The 19,451-nt window shown below is 45.9% G+C and carries 14 protein-coding genes and 2 pseudogenes; 3 read left to right on the top strand and 13 right to left on the bottom strand.

From position 1 onward, the window contains the following. Position 1: 1 nt before the first annotated feature. From BN6539_RS10405 to BN6539_RS10340, 12 genes and pseudogenes are all read right to left on the bottom strand, one after another. Positions 2 to 919, bottom strand: a complete 918-nt coding sequence (locus BN6539_RS10405) for a CobW family GTP-binding protein (RefSeq protein WP_067537645.1) — start codon at positions 917 to 919, stop codon at positions 2 to 4. Between the two features lie 207 nt (positions 920 to 1,126). Further along, positions 1,127 to 1,939, bottom strand: coding sequence for a 3-methylornithyl-N6-L-lysine dehydrogenase PylD (pylD, locus tag BN6539_RS10400; RefSeq protein WP_067537642.1), 813 nt, complete (start codon positions 1,937 to 1,939; stop codon positions 1,127 to 1,129). Positions 1,940 to 1,960: 21 nt separating this feature from the next. Then, positions 1,961 to 2,803 carry a pyrrolysine--tRNA(Pyl) ligase large subunit gene (gene pylSc / locus BN6539_RS10395; protein ID WP_067537639.1) on the bottom strand — a complete coding sequence of 281 codons (843 nt, stop codon included), beginning with the start codon at positions 2,801 to 2,803 and terminating at the stop codon, positions 1,961 to 1,963. Between the two features lie 210 nt (positions 2,804 to 3,013). Next, positions 3,014 to 4,132, bottom strand: a complete 1,119-nt coding sequence (pylC, locus tag BN6539_RS10390) for a 3-methylornithine--L-lysine ligase PylC (protein WP_067537636.1) — start codon at positions 4,130 to 4,132, stop codon at positions 3,014 to 3,016. Then, a complete protein-coding gene (gene pylB / locus BN6539_RS10385) occupies positions 4,129 to 5,151 on the bottom strand; it encodes a methylornithine synthase PylB (protein ID WP_067537629.1) in 1,023 nt (340 codons plus the stop codon). The genes pylC and pylB overlap by 4 nt, the downstream gene beginning before the upstream one ends. 122 nt (positions 5,152 to 5,273) lie before the next feature. After that, complete coding sequence (locus tag BN6539_RS10380) at positions 5,274 to 7,091, bottom strand: ASKHA domain-containing protein (RefSeq protein ID WP_067537626.1); 1,818 nt, start codon at positions 7,089 to 7,091, stop codon at positions 5,274 to 5,276. Beyond that, positions 7,088 to 7,762: a hypothetical protein gene (locus tag BN6539_RS10375; RefSeq protein WP_207645092.1), complete on the bottom strand. Its 675-nt coding sequence runs from the start codon at positions 7,760 to 7,762 to the stop codon at positions 7,088 to 7,090. Before BN6539_RS10375 ends, BN6539_RS10380 begins: the two co-directional genes overlap by 4 nt. Positions 7,763 to 8,004: 242 nt before the next feature. Then, positions 8,005 to 9,363, bottom strand: a complete 1,359-nt coding sequence (locus BN6539_RS10370; protein WP_067537619.1) for a uroporphyrinogen decarboxylase family protein — start codon at positions 9,361 to 9,363, stop codon at positions 8,005 to 8,007. Between the two features lie 33 nt (positions 9,364 to 9,396). Then, entirely contained in the window at positions 9,397 to 10,062 is a 666-nt protein-coding gene (locus BN6539_RS10365; protein ID WP_067537616.1) for a cobalamin B12-binding domain-containing protein, read from the bottom strand. A 264-nt stretch (positions 10,063 to 10,326) separates the two neighbouring features. Next, positions 10,327 to 11,733, bottom strand: a pseudogene (gene mtbB / locus BN6539_RS10355) ([dimethylamine--corrinoid protein] Co-methyltransferase). Between the two features lie 29 nt (positions 11,734 to 11,762). Further along, a pseudogene (gene mttB, locus BN6539_RS10345) lies at positions 11,763 to 13,247 on the bottom strand ([trimethylamine--corrinoid protein] Co-methyltransferase). 70 nt (positions 13,248 to 13,317) lie between these two features. Then, entirely contained in the window at positions 13,318 to 13,965 is a 648-nt protein-coding gene (locus BN6539_RS10340; RefSeq protein WP_067537601.1) for a cobalamin B12-binding domain-containing protein, read from the bottom strand. Positions 13,966 to 14,715: 750 nt separating this feature from the next. On the opposite strand from BN6539_RS10340, the gene BN6539_RS10335 reads away from it, so the two are divergent. The 3 genes from BN6539_RS10335 to BN6539_RS10325 all read left to right on the top strand — a co-directional run bounded on the left by BN6539_RS10335 (position 14,716) and on the right by BN6539_RS10325 (position 17,719). Next, positions 14,716 to 16,005: an AraC family transcriptional regulator gene (locus BN6539_RS10335; RefSeq protein WP_067537599.1), complete on the top strand. Its 1,290-nt coding sequence runs from the start codon at positions 14,716 to 14,718 to the stop codon at positions 16,003 to 16,005. 257 nt (positions 16,006 to 16,262) lie between these two features. Further along, complete coding sequence (locus BN6539_RS10330; RefSeq protein ID WP_082907451.1) at positions 16,263 to 16,709, top strand: C-GCAxxG-C-C family protein; 447 nt, start codon at positions 16,263 to 16,265, stop codon at positions 16,707 to 16,709. Between the two features lie 2 nt (positions 16,710 to 16,711). Further along, positions 16,712 to 17,719, top strand: a complete 1,008-nt coding sequence (locus BN6539_RS10325; RefSeq protein ID WP_067537596.1) for a biotin synthase BioB — start codon at positions 16,712 to 16,714, stop codon at positions 17,717 to 17,719. A 109-nt stretch (positions 17,720 to 17,828) separates the two neighbouring features. Here the strand turns inward: BN6539_RS10325 and nhaC are convergent, their stop codons facing one another. Continuing rightward, entirely contained in the window at positions 17,829 to 19,307 is a 1,479-nt protein-coding gene (gene nhaC / locus BN6539_RS10320; RefSeq protein ID WP_182435583.1) for a Na+/H+ antiporter NhaC, read from the bottom strand. Positions 19,308 to 19,451 lie beyond the last annotated feature (144 nt).

Raw genomic sequence — 19,451 nt, 5'->3', positions numbered from 1 at the left:
CTTAAATATAGAACCTTCCTTCCAGAATTTTCTCTGAGCTTGCTGTAATCAGACTGAGCATTTTGATTCCGACCGAAGAAATGACTACGATTTCCGTACTCTCTTCTGTCTCCCAAGGCGTTATAATCAGGTTATTGACAACACCGCTCACTTCCACGGTGCCTTCCTCTATAGTCTTCGCAAAGCCTTTGATTCTGTAACTGCTGCCTGCGATGGATTCTATGAATGCAATCAGTTTTTCTTTCTCTACCGGTTCATCTGCTCTGACGATGAAAGTCGTCGGCCTGCTCTCATAGGTGTTGGTGGTGTCTTCACTGCCGGCAACATTTGGAGCAAAATGATCCACGATCTCTTTGATGTCTACGTTACAATGAGTTGCTGCGTAAATCTTCACCGCAGGATTGATTTCTCCTATTTTTTGAGAGATTTCTTTGAATGATGCATCGTCGATCAAATCCATTTTGTTGACGATGACCGCATTGGCGTGTTTCACCTGTCGTTCCAAGGCAGGTAGAACATCTGCTAATTCTAAGAAGCTGACGCCGTCCGCAACGCAGATGGAGCCCTTGAGCAGTAGATTATCGCCAGTCTCTTTTTTGATGCCGCTGACAATGTCCTCCATGTTTGAAGGATCCGCCAGACCAGACGCTTCGATAAAGAGATACTCAATATCTGTTTTGGACATGGCGATGAGCCCGTCTACAAATTTGTCTTTGATGCAGGCGCAGAAGATCGAACCGTTGGACAGCTCTGCGATGTCGATGCCATCGCGGCTGACTAATTTTGCATCTATATTGATTTCTCCAAATTCATTGATAATCACTCCGATTTTGTGATCTTTGTAGGTGTCCAGCAGGCGCTGCATCAGAGTCGTCTTACCGGCGCCCAAAAATCCACTGAGCAATACAATCTGAATCATAAGTTTACCTCCGTAAAAGGGGAAAAATGGCAACGTCCGGCAAGCCGGACTCCTCCGTTCATCAGCCTACAGGCGGCTGATTTCACTACGCTGTCCATTCCACCTAACCAAACAAGTTTGGGGTGGAATGGCGAGGTGCCCGGGAGTCTCACCCGGCTGCATAGATTTAGAGTCTATGTGATCCATACGATCCGCACCCCATGATATTTAAATTTGAAGGGCTTCTCCCAGCATGATGGCAGTGCCTATTTCCAGGTTGTCGTGAACCGCTTTGTCCTCAAAGCGTGCCTCTGCTGCCTGATCCATAGAATATGGTACGCCAGGGCTGGCATAGAGAATCGCATCCGCCAGATACGCATCTTTCAGCCATCCGCCTTCATTGGTAAAGTCTAAAATATATCTATAGTCCCTGATCTGCGCCGGACCTTGCAGCTTCTTGCAAGATAGCTCTGCAAGTGTCTCCTGGTCTTTGTCGTAGATATCAAAATCTACGCTGCGCTGTTTCAGGATCTTAACGGCTTCTCTGCCGACAATTCCATGGCCGATCTGGAGAATCTTCTCTTTGGCAATACGCTTGCCGTGTTTCTCCATCAAAGCCGTCAGCACTTCGATAAAGCCAAGCGCCGTGGCATAATTGTTGTCAGAAGCCTTGTTTGTTTTCGTATTCAGTGCCAGATATCTGATGTCATCTGCAAAGAAAAAGATGTTGCACCCTCTCTGATATCCGTCGTAGATACCGTCTACATCGGTATGGGGCATGACGTCCGCGCAAAATCCCATGGATCTTACGATGGCTGCGACAGATTCACTGAAGCTGCCGATAATGCCTTCCCCTTGGGTGATGGGAACTACCGCGACTTTGTTGCAGGCTCTCGCCCTGTCAAAATCTGCCTGGGTCATATGGAAGGTACGCATGGCAAGTCCTGCCAGATCGACGCCGATTTTCTGCATCAGAGACTGATTATAAGCGTCCATGCCGTCGATCATGTATTCTACCCATTCCGTCTTCAGTCGTGTCATGATAACCCCTTCTTTCTAAGGTTAAATATTCAGTGGCTGCCCGTCGATAAAAGTGATGCTCTTGCCGTAGCGTTTGATGGTCTTGCTCTTGTTTAGCGCCATGGTCAGACGTTCGATGCCGAAGCCGATACCGACCCAGGTATCAAAGACACCCCACTGGGCGTCGAGGAAATGCGGTCCGTAAGAGCCGGATGCCACTTCCATTCCATTGATTTCTATATCTACTGTGCTGCCGTAGACAGTTGATTCTTCCACGACCAGCTCGTATTCTTCTTCTGATACTCCCAGCGCCTCCATGGACTTATGAGCGAGACGTTTCATCTCCTCCACCTGGTCGCCGTCCTTTACTGCAGCCAGTTCCACGCAGTTGAGCATGGTAAATTCGTTCATATGCTGTGCTCCCTGAGATTCTTTTCTAAAGCAGGAGCCGATCTCAAAGATCTTTACTGGTTCATTGGTAATTCTCTTGAGTTCCCGCATCACCACGTATAGATTGGGTGCCAGCATAGGTCTGAGACATCTCTTCTTATCCAGCCAGAAAACCTGCTCTGACAGGTGGTGAAATTCGTCGATGGTCATCTTGGCAAGCATATCGCGAGTGATGATGGTCGGTGTTACCACTTTGGTATAACCTTCGCCCATGAGCCACTGCTCCAGGGTTCTGCCCACTTCTACGCTTCCCGTGATGTGTTTGTGATCCAAGAGTTCTTTGATTTTTTTCCGGCTTTCACGGACCATTTCCTTTTCCATCTTTCTGAAAGCCTGATCCCGCTCTTCTGTGGTCTCAAACTCCATGTTGATGTCTTCTGCAGTGCCGTTCAACTCTCCGATTCGTTCAGCCTGCGTTACAGTAAACTTCACCATCACTAAATTCACCTCCAATACCGTATCTATGTAAGTATTGTATCATGACTACTATTGTCAGTCTAATAATATTTCTAACTTTTGTGGTAACTATTTTGGGTCTGGCTGCGAGACAGTTTTACCTAACTGTAAAGTGCAGAATACAGGCATACCGACTGATTTACCCGAGAAAGATTTATTTCCGGACAGATTTACATAAAATCCGTCCGTTTACAACCCCAGTTCTGTCCTTACATGACATCTGATTTCTTCCAGTTCCTCCAGGCTGTCGGCCCAGTTGACAAAGATCCCTCTGAAATCCGCTGTATTTTCGCTGTAATCCGAGATGGCGACTTTACTGCCAAAGAGGTCTGCCCAGATAGAAAGCGGCCTTGCCGCGCTCATCATGTGCTCTCCTTCCTGCACAACCTGGCCGTCCTCTCGCCGGTAGTGCTCGTAAACTGAAAATCTCCCCTCGTCCTGCTGGACCGATTGAAAATCTCCATAGACAGTCACATCGGCTAATTCCGATAACAGGTTCATCCCTGACGAATAGAGCACAGCGATAGGCGTCTGGCTTGGAATCCTGGCATCAATTTCCAGCACCTTCAAAGCCTCTCCATCGTCGATGACCTCCACGTCCATAATGCCGTGGAGATTCACTAGTTCTGCCAGCTCCTTGCCAATCTGCGCAAATTCCGCTTTCTGGCTGTCCGTAATATCACAGGGAGCCGTCACTTTACAGCAGTCGTAAACATCATCCATGTGAATCTGGGTGATCGTATACGTCCTGTAACCCGCCTGCGGAGTTCCAATTACTTCGATGGAATAAGACGGACCTTCCAGATATTCTTGGATGATCCAGTTATCGGAATCCTCGTTTTCTGTCAAAAAGCGTTCCGCCTCCTCAGCTGTCGCTGCATACCTGACACCGGCCGAACCGCTTTCTCCCGACGGTTTGATCACGTAAGGCGCTTTGCCGTGGGGGTGATATTGGGGTGCAGGGATTCCGGCCTCATGAATCAGCTTGTCCGATCTGATCTTCGATTGAGAAATACGGTAAGCGTCCATATCAAAGGCCAGCTTCAGGCCTTCCTCCTCACAGATGGCGCAGACCGCCTCCAGCACCTGGTCGTTTTCGTTTGCAGGCAGAACAAAATCCGCCTCTTTCAAGGCGTTTATCACCTGCTCCTCGCGCTTTACGATATCGCCGCAGACAAATCGGTCTGCCATGGCGCCGGCCGGTACGTTAGGATTTGCATCGATCAAAATACTTTCAAAGCCACAGGCAGAGGCTAGATAAACCGCCTCTGTCCCCTGTAATTTACCGCCAACAATTGCAATCTTCATTTGCCTGCCTCTTTGATAAATTCTTTATACTCTTCTCTCGTCGCAATGCGCAGACCCATCTGATCCAGGATGCCCCGCGCCTCCTCCACAGTTCTGCCGCCTTCATCTACATCCATGGTATTGTGCGCAACACCCATAAAGCCAGACTTCGGCGGAATGATGGATGTAATCAGATTAGCGCCCGCATTGATCCGGTCCTTAAGACCTTTGATGCCGTCTACATCCAGAGAAGCCGGAATCAAAGCCTGCGGATAGAGAAGCCGCATCAGCGCAATAATCTTCAGTTCTTCCATTCTATCTGGCGTTGCACAGTTCTCCATCGGGCTGCCTTCCTGCGGAATAAAGCTCATGACTCTGACCTGACTGGCTCCAATCTCACCCATAGTCAGCAGAGAATCTACGATATCTTCTTCATTTTCGCCTACGCCGGCCAGGAGACCTTCTTCAATCAGCATACCCTTTTCCTTGGCATAGAGCTTGGCATTCATTCTTTCGTCGTAATCCTGGCCAACTCTCAGCTTTGCAAAGAGCTCCCTGTTATGGGTTTCCTGATACAGCGCATAGAAATCCGCGCCGGCATCTGCCAGATTATCGATGATCTCATTGCTGACAACGCCAGGCGATATCATGACCGGCGTATCGTATTCGCCCTTAATTTTTTTAATGATATTTGCTACCGTTTCAAACTTTTCCTGGTGATACTGCGGATCTTCTCCCATAGTCAAGTCAATCAGATTGACGCCGGATTCGATCAAGGCTTTAGACGTAGCCAAAACCTCCTCTTCGTTCTTTCTGTATCGCTCTATATCGTTGGAATTCCTGTAGTAACAGAAATTGCAATTGTTCCTGCAATACGTAGTAAAGTAAACAAAACCGTAAGCAAAGATTTTGTTTCCCTGTATTTCCTTTCGAATCTTTCTGGCTGTGCTGAATAGCTCCTGCAGCAGCTCTGGATCGTCAGAACGCATCACCTTCACTAGCTCCGCTTTTGTGAAATCATCCCTGTTTAATTCTAACATACCGCCCTCCGTTATTTGTCCTGTCGTAGTTTATCAGTTACTTTCAGTTGATAAGGGGGGCACATGCTGCAAAGCGTGTGTTTGCCCCACCTTCATCGTTATCTTCACCTTGCTCCAGTATATCAGAACATCATTGCCATCATATATTGATCCTGGAAATCGCTTCTCGCGGCTAGTTCAATATGTTCAATCTCCCTCGCCACCTTCTCAGCCTCCTCTTTGCTGTCACAGGACAGCAAAATCATAGAGGCGCCGATGCCGGCTGAATTTCCTAATGAGTGGATTTTTTCCTCCTCGATCTTTGGCAGCAATCCGATATGAATCGCGCTGGTATTTCTGATATAATTTCCGAATGCGCCGGCGATGCTGATCTTTGCAAGCTGGTCTTCTTTGACACCGATCTCTTTCATCATGATCGTAATACCGGCAGAGATAGCTGCCTTGGCTAGCTGCACTTCCCTGACGTCCTTCTGCGTAATCACTACATCACTTTTTCCATCCTCACTAAAGTATAACACAAAATCGTTAGCCTTTTCACCCTCTTTTACGTGTCGGAGGATATTTTCACTGAGACCTTTCTTGACCAGCTTCTCTCTGCTCAAAAGACGACCTGATTTATCCACGATACCGACACGGATCATTTCGCCCACTGCATCGATAATGCCGCTGCCGCAGATTCCGATGGGCTGTGCGTCTCCAATCGTTGCAATTTCAACACCGCTATCCAAAATATCGACGCGTTCAATAGCGCCTCTAGCAGCTCTCATGCCTTGTTTGATGGAGCTTCCTTCAAAGGCCGGACCTGCCGCTGTAGAACAGGCTACTGCTCTGCCGTTGCCTGTCAGCACGATTTCTCCATTGGTGCCGATATCGATAAACAAATGCCCTTTGTCACACTCCATTAAATCCGTAGTGATGATGCCTGCTGTAATATCAGAACCGACGTGACCGGCAATATTGGCAGATACATGCACCTGGGCTTCGGGGCAGATCGTCAGGTTCAAGTCTTTTGCAGCAGTATCCACTGCCGCTGTGAAGACAGGCGTAAATGGCGCCAGCGCCAGTTGCGCCGGGTTTACGCCCAGAAAGATATGGCTCATGGTGGTATTGCCGACGACTGTCATCTGGTAAATGTTGCTGGTTTTAATTCCTTCACGTTCCGCAAACGCACTGACAGCTTTGTTAATGCAGTCGATGATTGTCTTTTGTATGGTATCCAGATTTTCTTCCTGCTCCATCACATAGGTAATTCTGGAAATAACATCAGCGCCGTAAGCGCCTTGTGGATTTGTGGCTGCAAAGATGTCTATCATTTCACCACTGACGACGTTCCACAGCATGATTACCACGGTGGTAGTGCCGATATCCACCGCCACACCGTAATTTTCACGCTCGGTATTGCCACTTTCGACATCTATGACCTCGCCGTCTCTAAGAGTGATGGTGATTTCTTCTGAATTCTTAGTGATATCCGGCAGCTTGAGAAGTGTTTCCAACGGAAAATAAAGATCTTCCGCTGGAAGCGCCCCTTTGATTCTCGCTTCGTCGCTATTTTGATTGCGAAGGGAGGCAGCCGGGACTTCGATACATTGCTTGGTGACGGCCGCCCTGGGTACAAAACCCTCTGGCAGGCGTATCAGTTTCTTTTTTCTCGACGCCGTCGTCTCTGATTCAGGCATTTCGATGACCATACCATCGGTTACCTGGTGACAGCAGGCCAGTCTGTATCCTGCCTCAATTTCGTCCTCCGTCAGTTTGTGGTGATGGTCGTCACACTGACTGACATCTCCCTCGAGGACCTTTACTTTACACTTTCCGCATGTACCGCTTCCAGCACAGTTTCCATCTATATTGACACCGGCTTTGACTGCTGCCTGCAGAATCGTTTCACCGGTATTTGCTTCCCAAGTTATGTTTTGTGGTAAAAAAGTTATCTTCATTGCTTCACCTCGTTTAATTTTGCTCTAATTGCACAGAATTGACAGCCAGCTGCGTTTCCATGACAGCGTGTACATTCCGGTTCTGCTTTGATATCAGGACTGTTTAATACGATATATAATCCGGCGCAGGTCTTCTGCGGAATCATCAGACCGCTGTCCTTCACCTTGACATTGATCAAACCGCCGTCCATAATTTTAAAAAACTTCTTCGTCTCTATAACCGGCATACCGAAGTACCCCGGGCCAAATTCTTCTGATAGGTATACTTCTTTTTCCCCAAATCGTTCTGCCATGTCGGCTTTAATATATTCTTCGGTCATTACTTCGATCCCTGCATCCACGTAGTTGGTACCCCAGATGTCCGCATATAGGAAGTCCATGATGTTTTCTTCACTGGAAAAATAACATTCTCCTGCTGTCAGCATATAGAAATAAACGCCTTCCACACACTCAGCCGGAATCTGTTCAAAGTAGTTGCAGGTTAGTTCCACGTCTTCGATGGTAATCTTTCCATTGAAACAGACCTCTGGACCATAATAGGACACCAAGGCCTGAATGTCAATGCCTGCTATACCGTCGTCTCTGACTTTCTTCCCCATCTTCATCATTCTCTGATGCTTCTCTGTTTCCATATTGAAGCCGCAGGTTTGAATGAATCTTTTTTCTGCCAAAGGATATGCTTTGTTTTCTTCAATGCTTATTTTTTTATTAATCATAGTCTGCCCTTTCGATACAAAACGTGGAAATGACGGGATCAAAGATTCCTGTTTCCACATGTCGCCCTTATAAGGCGACCCTTCGCAATGTACGTTCTTTGAAACATAGGGAAATTCGTCCAAGACGATAGTTCCTATGTTATAAATAAGGTGGTAAACCTTCCGCTGTCTACCACCTTACCTATTTGATCAATTTATTATTTTTTAGCCTGCGCTTCTTTTACTGCTTCAATTAATTCCTCTTTGGAAGGTATAATTGAAATATACTTCTGTTCACCGTTGATGCACATGGTAGGAAGGTTGGCAATGCCCATTTTTCTTGTTCTTGCGATGTCTTCCTTGATGAAGTATTTGTATACTCTGTAATCTGCCATGTCTTTCAGTTCATCCCAGTTGTCCTCGACGGATGCCAGCATGTATGTACAAGCCGCACACTGTTCAGGGTCAAGGAGGAAGCACTCGATGAGCACCTTATCCAAATTCGCATAATCAGGAATCTCAACGTCAGAATCGTCGATGACGACTTCGTAATTCTCGATTAATTTTCTTGTGCTCTCCGGATGTTTTACTGCCTGCGCACAAGCGATGGTGTTTTCAATCGGCGTGTCGTATGGCATATCACAGCCCGGGCTTACGATCAGGTTAAAATGATCCAGTGAATCGATCAGATCGATAACGCCCTTCATGTTATCTTCCTGTGTACCGTGGAGCATCGTAGTTGTGAGAGGAATATTGCCTCCGATTGTGATATTGTACTTGTCAGTCACTTCCTTTGCCGCTGCCAAGTTTACGTTCTCGTCCACTGATACGCTGTCTGGGCCTGTCTTGCACATTACCTCGATCTGTTTTGTAGCGTTGCCGCAAACGAAGAAGGATGAGAACACGCCTTTGGATCTTACATAGTCAAAGACTGCGGAGAATCCTTCGGAGAGCATTTTTTCGATGTGTTTTGGTGAAACCTGTGAAACGAGCGGATCGACGACTGCGATGACGTCCATGCCTGCATCTATGTACATCTGTGACACTGCGATAGAAACCTGTGCACAGTAGTTTACTAATTCTTTAACATATCCCGGATCGGATACCATATCCATGAAAATGTCCGTTCCTCTCAGATGAGAAGCCAGTGTAAACGGTCCGCAGATCAGTCCGTATAACGCTGTCTCTTCACCGATGGCTTCTTTTACTCTTCTCATGGCGGACAAAATCATAGGAAGTCTGCCTGATTCAGGAGTTGGAATCTTGCAGTTGCAAGGAATTGACTTTTCTCCTGAAAGCGGATGGCTCTTGACTGACGGCGGATTGTTCTCTGCCCACATCAGTTCGCATCCGAGGATTTCTGCTTCGACCTGCAGGTCAAAGATTACTGGAAGTCCGTCTGGAGTATAGAGCTTGTTTGCTTCGATTAAGCATTCAACGAGTTTATCCTCGTCTCTCAGTACCTGCTCTGCTGTATAACCTTTTAATTTACCAACGTGGACGCCTGCAAACGGCACCCAAGGAATCTCGTCTACTTTTTCATGTCTTAATGTCTGAAATATAAGTTCTTTACCCATGTTATTCCTCCATATAAATCATCTAATATAAAATCATTTTTTATTTTTCTCTTCCATAAGCTCCAACGCTACTTTGACCGCCTCCAAGGCATCTTCACTGTAGCCGCCAGCGCCGATTTTCTTTGCCCATCTCGGCGTGCAGGGAGCTCCTCCTACCATGGTGATAAAACTGTCTTTGTCACCAGTTTCGGTCAATAATTTTTCTAACTTTTTCTGTTCAAGCATTGTTGAAGTCAGAAGCGCACTGGTCCCGATGATATCAGCATTGTGCTTCTTCGCCTCTTCTAATATCACGTCAACGGGTACTTCACAGCCCAGATCTATTACATCAAAACCTGCGGTCCTCAGTGTTGACGCTACGATGCCCTTGCCAATGTCGTGAACATCTCCCGCTACTGTAGCGAGAAGGATTGTTCCTTTTTTGGTCGGTGGATTCTCTCCTTCTGCTTTCAGTAATTCAAGTATTCTGTTTGTCACACTTTTCATAACTTCGGCAGCATAAATCAGTTCAGGCAGAGATAAAATACCCTTATCGAATCTCTCCCCGATTTCCTGATTACCGGCTCCAAATCCAGATAGCAGTAATTCAAGAAGGTCAAAATTCTCATTTTTTGCCTCAGCTATGAGGCCGAGTGCTTTTGATTCATCGGCATCGACAATCGCTTCTTTTGCTCTGCTAAATAGTTCCTGCTTATCCAAATTAGTGCCTCCTTAAATGTCCATATGGTAAAATATCACGTTGTTTAACAAGAATATCTTATCATATTATTTAAGAATTAGCTATCAAATTTCTTATTCTAAATATAACTTATTCTGCCAATGTCTCCTTTAGCTTTTGTTCAATTTCGCTTTTAAGTCATAATATTCTGTTAAATTTTTGATAAAAAAAATTTTCGGACTTCTATTCCTTAATATGTAGAATAGGTTTACTCCTTGCAAACCTATTCTACAACATATTTTTATTTATTTCAGTCCGGCTCTTTCTTTAAATCTCTCAACAGAGTTTACCTTGATGTCGAGCACTTCCTGGATTCTGAATTTCGCTTCCATTCCCGCATTCGCCTCTGCGTTTGGTTCTACGTGCGCTAATCCAAGTCCCAGTTCTTCTCTCTTATCGTTCATCGTAACGATATCGCATAATTCTTCCACTGATACAGAAAGCTTCTCTGCTACGTATGCTTTCGCTTCGTTGATTTTCATCTTCTTAGCTAGCTGTAAACGCATTACCAGATCTCCGGCAGTGCGGATACCGCCCATACCTGCAGCAAGAGCGTGTGTAGCTTCTGCACCAAGTGGGTCACCTACGCCTATCTACAATCCGTCGACCTTGCCGATCTCGATCAAGCACTTGTCAGCTCTTGATACCACGTCGGAAGGAAGATTTTCTACCATAGGGATACCGCATACACCCATACCTGCATTTGCATGTACCGGGATTTCAGCCACGTCTGTACAAGCTTTGATGAACGTGCAGACTCTGGCGATGTTCCAAGGGAAGGATTTGTTACAGTTGGTGTTGACTACTGCACCGAAGATGCTTGCACCCGCTTCTTCTACAACTTTTACCTGCTTATGCGGATATAATCCGGCCAGTCTGGTACCGTTGTATTTGAGTTTTCCGTGCATTCCCAGAACGAATTCTCCCGCCATACCGATTTCAACCGGCATATCAGGGAATTTTTCTCTGATGATTTCACACGCCTTCAGTGATACGAGAAGGTCTGCATCTCCAGCAGCGCCGGAAGTATCCAGCATGAAGGCATCTGCACCTACATCGTTCATCTGTTCTGCGACATAGACAATGTCTCTGACAGCGTGATCTACTGCTTCTTCCTGTGCAGCCATCGCTTCTTTGATCTTGCCTTCTGGCAGGAGCATTGCCCAGTTATCTACAGGACCGTCGGGTTTGGTGTAGAATCCCAGGTTTGGCATTGCGCCGTAGAACAGCGGCATGGTTGCCTTTGTCAAAGCCTGTTTCAGTACAGTAGCTTCTCTCTTTGCTACTCCCTTTACAGTCTTATAGTTATAGTCACTGTATCCGATATCTACGGAATCAGCGCCTAATACTCTTTCATGAATCAGTGCATTGGTGTCTCTCGAAGTGGAGATGCCGCACTTTGTGCTGATTTTGTCTGACCCTGAGTCGTTGGAAGTTACGATTTCCATACCTGGCTGTACACCGACGATGTTGCCCGGCATTGTTACGATTTCGTAGATTCTCTCTGTGTCTTCCTCTGACAGCGGATCAATCTTTCCTCTTAGAACTGCATCGTCGATACCAGCTTTGATGTCAGCTCTAATTTCTTCTTCAGTCATATATACCGGTGAACCGTCACCCATACGAGTGAAGAATTTTTTCTGATCGCCCATATTCGTCATCCTTTCATGATTATTTTAGCTTATTTTTTCTTGGCTTGAAATCTTGCTAATTCTTCCGCTTCCTCCTCGCCTTCCACAACGATGTCATGAATCCTCTTCTTAACGTCGTCTGGAAGCGGAGTAACTTCATAATTCTCTAAGATATCAATGGCTTTGGCTTTTGTCGCCTCAGTCATTGTCATTCCGCCTTTCTTTTCCCAAGTTTCTCTCTGGGTACGGTCTATGTACTGTGTGGTGGATAATTCCTGTCTCATATACTTTCTCGTATGCTTCTGCGCTAAGTAATTGTTTGCAGGTCCTACTGCTTTAATTACGTCAAGAGCCATTGTATCTGGGTTTACCGGAATACCCTGAAGAATCCTCCTCGTCATCCTCACGATTTCCGCATCTGTCAACAACTGCTCATAGCTCATGGTCATACCCATTTCCATCATACCCATTCCGTAGATGACGTTGCTTCCAGTCAGAGCTGGCAGCATATTAGTCATGGTTTTCTCATGACCTAGCTGAACGTCGAAACACTTGCTGTCTGCCTAAGTGCCGCCTACGTTGGTAGGTATTCCGTAATAGTGGCCCAGCTGACCGACTGCCGCAGAGCACATCGCATGTTCTGGTGCGCCGACTGGTGACTGCGCGGTCTTCATATCCATGATTGTAGTGGATGATCCATAGAGAATCTTATTTCCCGGGTTTACAATCTGTGCCAACACGATGCCGCCTAAAATCTCTGCGTTAGTGCAGACGAGAGTGCCGGCAATTGTTGCAGGCGTTGTCGCTCCGCAAAGTCCCATTGACAAAATATCGATAGGAAGTCCATGTCTTGCAGACAGGATGATGATGCTGGTCTCGTTCTCATTGATTTCCAGTGGTGAGTTCGGGCAGGCGCCCATTGCGACGATTGGTCTCTCTCTCAGCTTGTCATATCCGCCCTGAATTGCTGCCGCCATGTCGATGAATCTCTGTGTATTTTTTACACCTTCAAGGTCGTGAGCGAAGTTCTTTGTCAGGTTGTTGAACACAACTTCCGCTTCGTGCAGTGAACGAACCTTCTGGTTTACATCTCCTGCCGTAACAGCGATAGAGAACACGTCGATTTCTGGAATCGCATCGATAAATCTCGCTACGTTTCCTAAGTCTTCTTTCGTTGATTCTCTCAACTCTCCAGTATAAGGGTCAAAGATAAAAACGCCTGTACCGAAGTTCTTATATGCAACCTTCTTGCCGCCGACAACTGTATCCTTGGCAGGATCTCTGCCGCAGAGCGTAAACTCAGCAGGGCATTTTTCGATTGCGTCGTTGACTAAATTTCTTGGAAATTTCACTCTGTCGTTTTCATAATCCACTTCGCAGCCAGCTCCAGCTAAGATGTCAAGTGCTTCTTTGCCGTGCATCTGGAGACCGTAGTCTTCCAGCAGCTGAAGGGTGGATTCATGAAGTGCATCCAGGTCTTCATTTGATAGAATGTTATATCCCGTGATGTCAGTTTCATGTGTAAATTTACCCATAACTTACATTTCCTCCATTTTCATTTTCTTTCTATGTATTTCCTTCACCAGAAAACTGATGGAGAGTTGTTTACAGTTCTTCGATCCACTTCAGAATGAAGTTTACTGTGTCAGATGCGTCTTCGCAATATGCGTCAGCACCGATCTTTTCTGCCCAACGATTGGTTACAGGCGCTCCGCCGATCATGGTCTTTACTTTGTCTCTGATACCAGCTTCTTTCAGAGCTTCTTCGATGTCTTTCTGTACTGTCATTGTAGTCGTCAGCAGTGCTGAGCTTCCAACGAATTCTGCATTGTGCTCGATAGCGGCATCAACGAAATCCTTTGCCGGAACTTCTCTGCCAAGGTCAAATACTTCAACCCCGTTGGTTTTAACCAGTGATGCAACGATTCCTTTGCCGATATCGTGTACGTCGCCTTCTACAGTTCCGATTACCAGTGTTCCTGCTGATTTCACTTCGGACATATCCATCTTGCTCTCGATTTCAGCGCTGACTGTTTTCATAACTTCTGTCGCGAAGATCAATTCAGGTAAGAAGATTTCTCCCATTCCGAACAGGTCTCCTAATTCTTTCATGCCTGCGCTGTATCCGTTACTTAACAGATCGACCATATCTAAACCTTCTGCTTCAGCATTTGCTAATGCTTCCATCGCCATATCTTCGTCAGCTTCAACAATTGACTGTTTTGCAGCTTCCATGATTGCTTCTTTACTCATTATTTGTTACCTCCAATAAATTATAAACTAAGTTAATAAAGACTACGCCTTCTCTATAACATGGGAAATATCGTCCGCCGGGCGTATTTCCGTATGTTTCAAAGAACATACATTACGAGTGTCGACCTTGTGGGGTACCTTCGTACGCAGAAGTTCTGCTCCCTTATGTACTTGTTCTTTATATTCTCATTTTACAAGTTTCCCTTTGGTAAGTTATATAGATACTTTTAGAATTTTTAGTAAAATTTTTGTCACCCTAAAATAAATACAATTTTTGAGTTTGATTTCACCCGACTATTTTAAGAAAAAATCACAGACAAATCTCTGTTTTTCAACGCTTTTATCAGTTTTGTTTGTAATCGAGGGTCATCGCTGTAAGGCTTGAGTCAGCAGTGTTCCGTCGATAACTCTTTATTTATTTCCTCAGATATTCCCCCTGCTGCCTCTAGTATTCCGTAAATTCAATGGCTGCTTCATCGACCTCAGCAAGCATCAGATATAATAGGAATAATCTTTGCCTTTCTGGTAAGCAAATTGCTTTAGGACGCTATGGCCATCTGGTTGATGTAAAATCTTCTCTATTATTATCAAACTGAAAAGTATCAGAGGATTTTTCGTCGATTGTCCCTATTATCTTCATTCTCTATATTGTTTTTTCTGACCCTGCATGATATAATTCAAATGGAAATTTTCATAAAAAATAGTACTATTTTTATATCCCCCTTTTTGATATATGTATCGGAGTCAGACATGAAAAACTTTGTAATTCCAACCTTAGATAGCCCAAATGCCGAGACGCTGTCAGATTATTTAAACAGTTCTATTGAAGCTTTTTCCGACATTACGGGAATTCCGGTCACCTATTTCAGCGGTGACGATCAGATGATAAAAGAGTTCAAACGAGATGACAAGATCTGCAACATCTTTGAAGTGTACACGGATAAGGACAGCCCCTGCAGACGCAATCTATCATCTGCCGGCCAGTTCGCATCCAGATTAGGTGAGCCGTACATATTCCTCTGTAAATCAGGCCTGGCAAATATTGCGACTTCCCTCATTATTGACGAAGCCTTCGCCGGTTATTTTATCGCAGGACCAATCGTCATGGGAGAATTGCGCAGCAGCACCACAAAGAACTTTGCCAATTTAAACGAACTGAACGAAGCTTCCCAATCCATGGCTAAGATGTTCGCAGGAAAGATGAAAGTCTATCAGCCTAACCAGATTTCTCAGATTGCACTTTTGTTCTACAACTGCATCATCACCTCCGTCACAGGCAACAACGATTACAGCGCCCTGCGAAATCAATACAATGAACAGAATCAAGTCAATATTGACATTCAGCATTACAAAAAAGAACACGTTTCTGTAGAATACCCCTACGATCTGGAAAAAGTGCTCATCGACAATGTCAGCAACGGTCAAGTGGCCACGGCCAAAGACAATCTGAAGAAACTGCTTAACACCTTTTCTATCCTTGAATGCGGCGATCTGGATGGGATCAAAGCGAAAACCCTTTGGTTCTTCGCCATCGTTATCAGAATCGCCAACGAAAGTGACAGCAATTTGAATCAGATTATAGATACTGATCTGGATATCATCAATAAACTCAGTGAGACCGAAAGTTTTAACGAACTCCACAGCGTTTCAGAGACGATCATCGAAGTCATCACCAAGAATATGCTTTCGTCTATCTATAGCGGCCGTTCACAGATTGTAGCAAAAGCGCTGCAGTTCATCAACAAGAATTATACCGAAAAGATTTCTTTGAAAGACATTGAACTGAATCTTCACGTCAATTCTTCTTATTTTTCCACCTTGTTTAAGCAGGAAATGGGAGTCACCTTTACAGATTATCTCAATTCGCTGAAGGTAGAGCACGCCTGTCATCTTCTGGCAAATACCAACCTCAGCATTATCGACGTATCACTTTCTACTGGATTTGACGACCAGAGTTACTTCACCAAAGTCTTCAAAAAAGCGAAAGGCATGACGCCAAAGGCTTACCGCTCGGCAAAGTCAGTTGTAGAGAAGGAATAGGATAAAAACGGTCAGCATTCTGGCCGTTTTTTGTATGTATGCTGCCTAATAATGAACGTAACCACGCGGCATAGACTAATCTCAAAGCGCATTTCCTTTTGCGGTCGACAGAAAAACAAAAGAGCGTCAGACACCTGCTTTCCCATTTACTCACAACAGTACTATAAAATACAAAAATTTTACAATAGATATTATTGGTTCGGGACTATAATCAGACTATATCTAGTAGTAGTTATCATCGATTGGAGGAAAGTAAAATGAATAAAATGACAAAAGAAAAAGCAGGCGCAAGTTTTGCTGCTGGTATCGACTGCTCTCAGGTGGTCTTTGGACATGTGGCTGAAAGTATTGGCCTCAACGCAGGCGACGCAAAAAAAATCGCCTCTGCCTTTGGCGGCGGTATGTGGGCTGGGCAGACCTGCGGATGCGTAACTGGCGCTCTGATGGCAATCGGCTATAAATTCGGGCACAGCGAAGACGGTGATGTAAAGACAAAAGAAAACATGTTAGAGAAGAAGTATGCGTTTGAAAAAGCTTTTAAAGAAAAATACGGTTCTCTGCTCTGCAAGGAAATCCTCGGATATGATCTTTCTATTCCTGAGGATATGGAAAAAATCATGGAAGAAGGACTGTTATCCACCCTATGTCCAAAAGTTGCCTGTGACACCTGCGAAATTCTGGAACAAATACTGGAGGAGAAATAGAGATGAAGCGGGAAATCACCGATCTGATCGACAGAGTAAAGGCCGACTGTCTTGTTGGAAAACCTCAGAAGCGAGACACGATTATCGCGCTCCTGGATCTTGAACCAGGCAGCCCAGAATACGCTTATCTGTGCCGGGCAGCCCGCGAAGCAGCCATGGTCATCACGGGAAAGGAAGCTTACCTTTGGGGCGCCATCGGCGTGGATTTTGCACCTTGTTCTATGAACTGTACTTTTTGTTCCCTGGGGGAAGCCTGGGGCATCGTCGATCATGAGGTCAGTTATTCAGAGGAGGAAATCATTCAACAGATCAGGCAGTATGTCAGCTGCGGCGTAAGATTTATAGTGCTGCGAACCACGGAGTTCTACAGCGTCGACACCCTCTGCCAGTTCATTAAAGATATCAGAGCACAAGTAGCCGGGGAATATGAGCTGGTGCTCAATATCGGTGAATTTGATGTGGCGACGGCGAACAAAATCTACGAAAGCGGGGTTTCAGGAATCTACCATGCTCTGCGCCTGGGGGAAGGACGAGATACGGCCTTCGATCCCGCTCAGCGAAATGACACCCTGAATTCTGTTCATCGTTCACCGCTGAAACTGATTCACCTGCTCGAACCGGTGGGAATGGAACATACCAGTGAAGAAATTGCCGATGTATTTCTCAATTCTTTACAGTACGGCGTCGTCATCTCCGGTGCTATGGCCCGGATTCCGGTCAAAGGAACACCTCTGGGAGAAAAGCCGCAGGTTTCCGACCAGCGTTTAGCTCAAATCGTCGCCGTGACCAGACTATGCGGCGGAAAAAGTGTGCCCGACATCTGTGTTCATCCCCCTTCAAAGGAAGCCGTCATGGCCGGAGCCAACGTCGTCGTTGTAGAACGAGGCGCAGTGCCCAGAGACGGCAGCGTTGCAGAAGAACTGTGGAACGGCTTTGATTGTCAGAAGGCGAAGGATCTGCTGACGGAATGTGGATATGAAGTTGTACAGAAAAGAGACCAAGAGAGATAGGATGGATTCATAAAATAAGTATGATAGATAGCAAAACCGGCTGTGGATAATCCCTCAGCCGGTTTCTTTTACTTGTTTTATAAAGAAGGTTCAAGTAGATAAAATAATTTTAAGCTTCCATTGCTCTTGCAGTTTCTTCTTCCTCTAATTTTCTCATTTCCAGCATCTTCTCGTACTCTTCGTCACTCATCTTCTCAATGGAGAATCCGGTGAAGCCGTAGATGATAGACACGATCGGACAAATGTAGTTGACGAATGCATATGGCGCATAGGCCAGAGTCGGCTGTCCTAAGAAGCCAGTCATCGTCGCACCGCATACGTTCCATGGAATCAGCGGTGAAGTCAGCGTACCGGAGTCCTCCAGACATCTGGACAGGTTCTTGTTCTTCAAGCGTCTGTCTTCAAAGGCTGTCTTGTACATTCTGCCAGGCAGGATGATGGACAGATACTGGTCAGCAGTCAGCAGATTGATGAAGAAGCAGGTCAGAACAGTGGTCATAACCAGCAGGCCGTTAGTCTTTGCGACCTTGAGAATCTTTTCGACAACAGATCCTAACATACCAGTAGCTTCCAGTACGCCTGCGAAGGACATAGAGCACAGCACGATGGATACAGTCCAGAGCATGCCGTTGAATCCGCCGCCGCCGACTACGTCAGCTACAGTATATCCGTTGGTCAACTCAACACCTGCGCTGCTTGAGATATATCCGTAATGCATGATATCGAAGAAGTCAGCAAATCTGATTCCCTGTACAAATCCCATGCACAGAAGTCCCATGACCACGCCGCCGAACATGGCCGGAAGCGCAGGAACCTTCAGGATTACCGCGATGAGCAGGAATACGATTGGCAGCATCAGGAATGGACTTACGGTGAATTCCTCCTGAATGGCGTTCTGCAGAGTATCTTTCATTTCCATCTGTACTGCTCCATCAGGTGCCGCAGACCTTCCTAAGATAAAGTATAGTACCAAGGCAATGATGTAAGAAGGGGTTACCGTATAGACCATATGCCTGATATGTTCAAAGACGTTGGAGCCGGACACGGCTGGCGCCATGTTGGTCGTATCTGACATCGGAGACATCTTGTCTCCAGTATATGCGCCTGCTACGACTGCGCCTGCTGCCAGAGCAGGGTTGATGCCCAGGCCGATGGCGATGCCTACCATGGCTACGCCGATGGTACCTGCAGTCGTGTAAGATGAACCGATTACCAAAGAGATAATGGAGCACAGCAGACAAGCCGTTACCAGGAAAAATCCCGGGCTGATGATGTTCAGTCCATAGTAGATGATGGATGGAATGATACCTGCAGCTTTCCAGGTGGATACCAGGATTCCTACAGTCAGCAGGATCAGGTTGGCCTGCATGGAGCGGCTGATTCCCTGAATCATGCCCTTCTCCATAACACTCCACTTCCAGCCGTTGAGGGCGCCAAAAATTGATACCACAACCGCTGCCAGAATCATCGGCATATGCGCTTCGGAATATCCATCATATTCAGGTGAAGTATATTTCGAAGTCGTGAAGAATATCGAATAACAGATTACACCTAGTGCAAATACGATACAAATTAATACTTGCCACATTGGAACTCGTTTACCCATAATTGTTCCTTGTACTAATAAAAGATAGGGGCTTTTACTCGCACATTTTCCTTTCTAAATAGTTAGATAAAAGATAATTTCGTTTGAAATTTGGGATGCACCGGGGACCGCCCCGGCGCGTCCTCT

Source organism: Emergencia timonensis, from assembly GCF_900086585.1.
GTDB lineage: Bacteria > Bacillota > Clostridia > Peptostreptococcales > Anaerovoracaceae > Senimuribacter > Senimuribacter timonensis.
The sequence above is the reverse complement of the archived record's forward strand: the minus strand, read 5'-3'. Positions and strand labels throughout refer to the sequence as shown.

Excerpts from the sequence above, each read along its gene's own strand:
- BN6539_RS10405 (WP_067537645.1), bottom strand. The coding sequence starts at position 919 with ATGATTCAGATTGTATTGCTCAGTGGATTTTTGGGCGCCGGTAAGACG.
- pylD (WP_067537642.1), bottom strand. The coding sequence starts at position 1,939 with ATGACACGACTGAAGACGGAATGGGTAGAATACATGATCGACGGCATG.
- pylSc (WP_067537639.1), bottom strand. The coding sequence starts at position 2,803 with ATGGTGAAGTTTACTGTAACGCAGGCTGAACGAATCGGAGAGTTGAAC.
- pylC (WP_067537636.1), bottom strand. The coding sequence starts at position 4,132 with ATGAAGATTGCAATTGTTGGCGGTAAATTACAGGGGACAGAGGCGGTT.
- pylB (WP_067537629.1), bottom strand. The coding sequence starts at position 5,151 with ATGTTAGAATTAAACAGGGATGATTTCACAAAAGCGGAGCTAGTGAAG.
- BN6539_RS10380 (WP_067537626.1), bottom strand. The coding sequence starts at position 7,091 with ATGAAGATAACTTTTTTACCACAAAACATAACTTGGGAAGCAAATACC.
- BN6539_RS10370 (WP_067537619.1), bottom strand. The coding sequence starts at position 9,363 with ATGGGTAAAGAACTTATATTTCAGACATTAAGACATGAAAAAGTAGAC.
- BN6539_RS10340 (WP_067537601.1), bottom strand. The coding sequence starts at position 13,965 with ATGAGTAAAGAAGCAATCATGGAAGCTGCAAAACAGTCAATTGTTGAA.
- BN6539_RS10335 (WP_067537599.1), top strand. The coding sequence starts at position 14,716 with ATGAAAAACTTTGTAATTCCAACCTTAGATAGCCCAAATGCCGAGACG.
- BN6539_RS10330 (WP_082907451.1), top strand. The coding sequence starts at position 16,263 with ATGAATAAAATGACAAAAGAAAAAGCAGGCGCAAGTTTTGCTGCTGGT.
- BN6539_RS10325 (WP_067537596.1), top strand. The coding sequence starts at position 16,712 with ATGAAGCGGGAAATCACCGATCTGATCGACAGAGTAAAGGCCGACTGT.
- nhaC (WP_182435583.1), bottom strand. The coding sequence starts at position 19,307 with ATGTGGCAAGTATTAATTTGTATCGTATTTGCACTAGGTGTAATCTGT.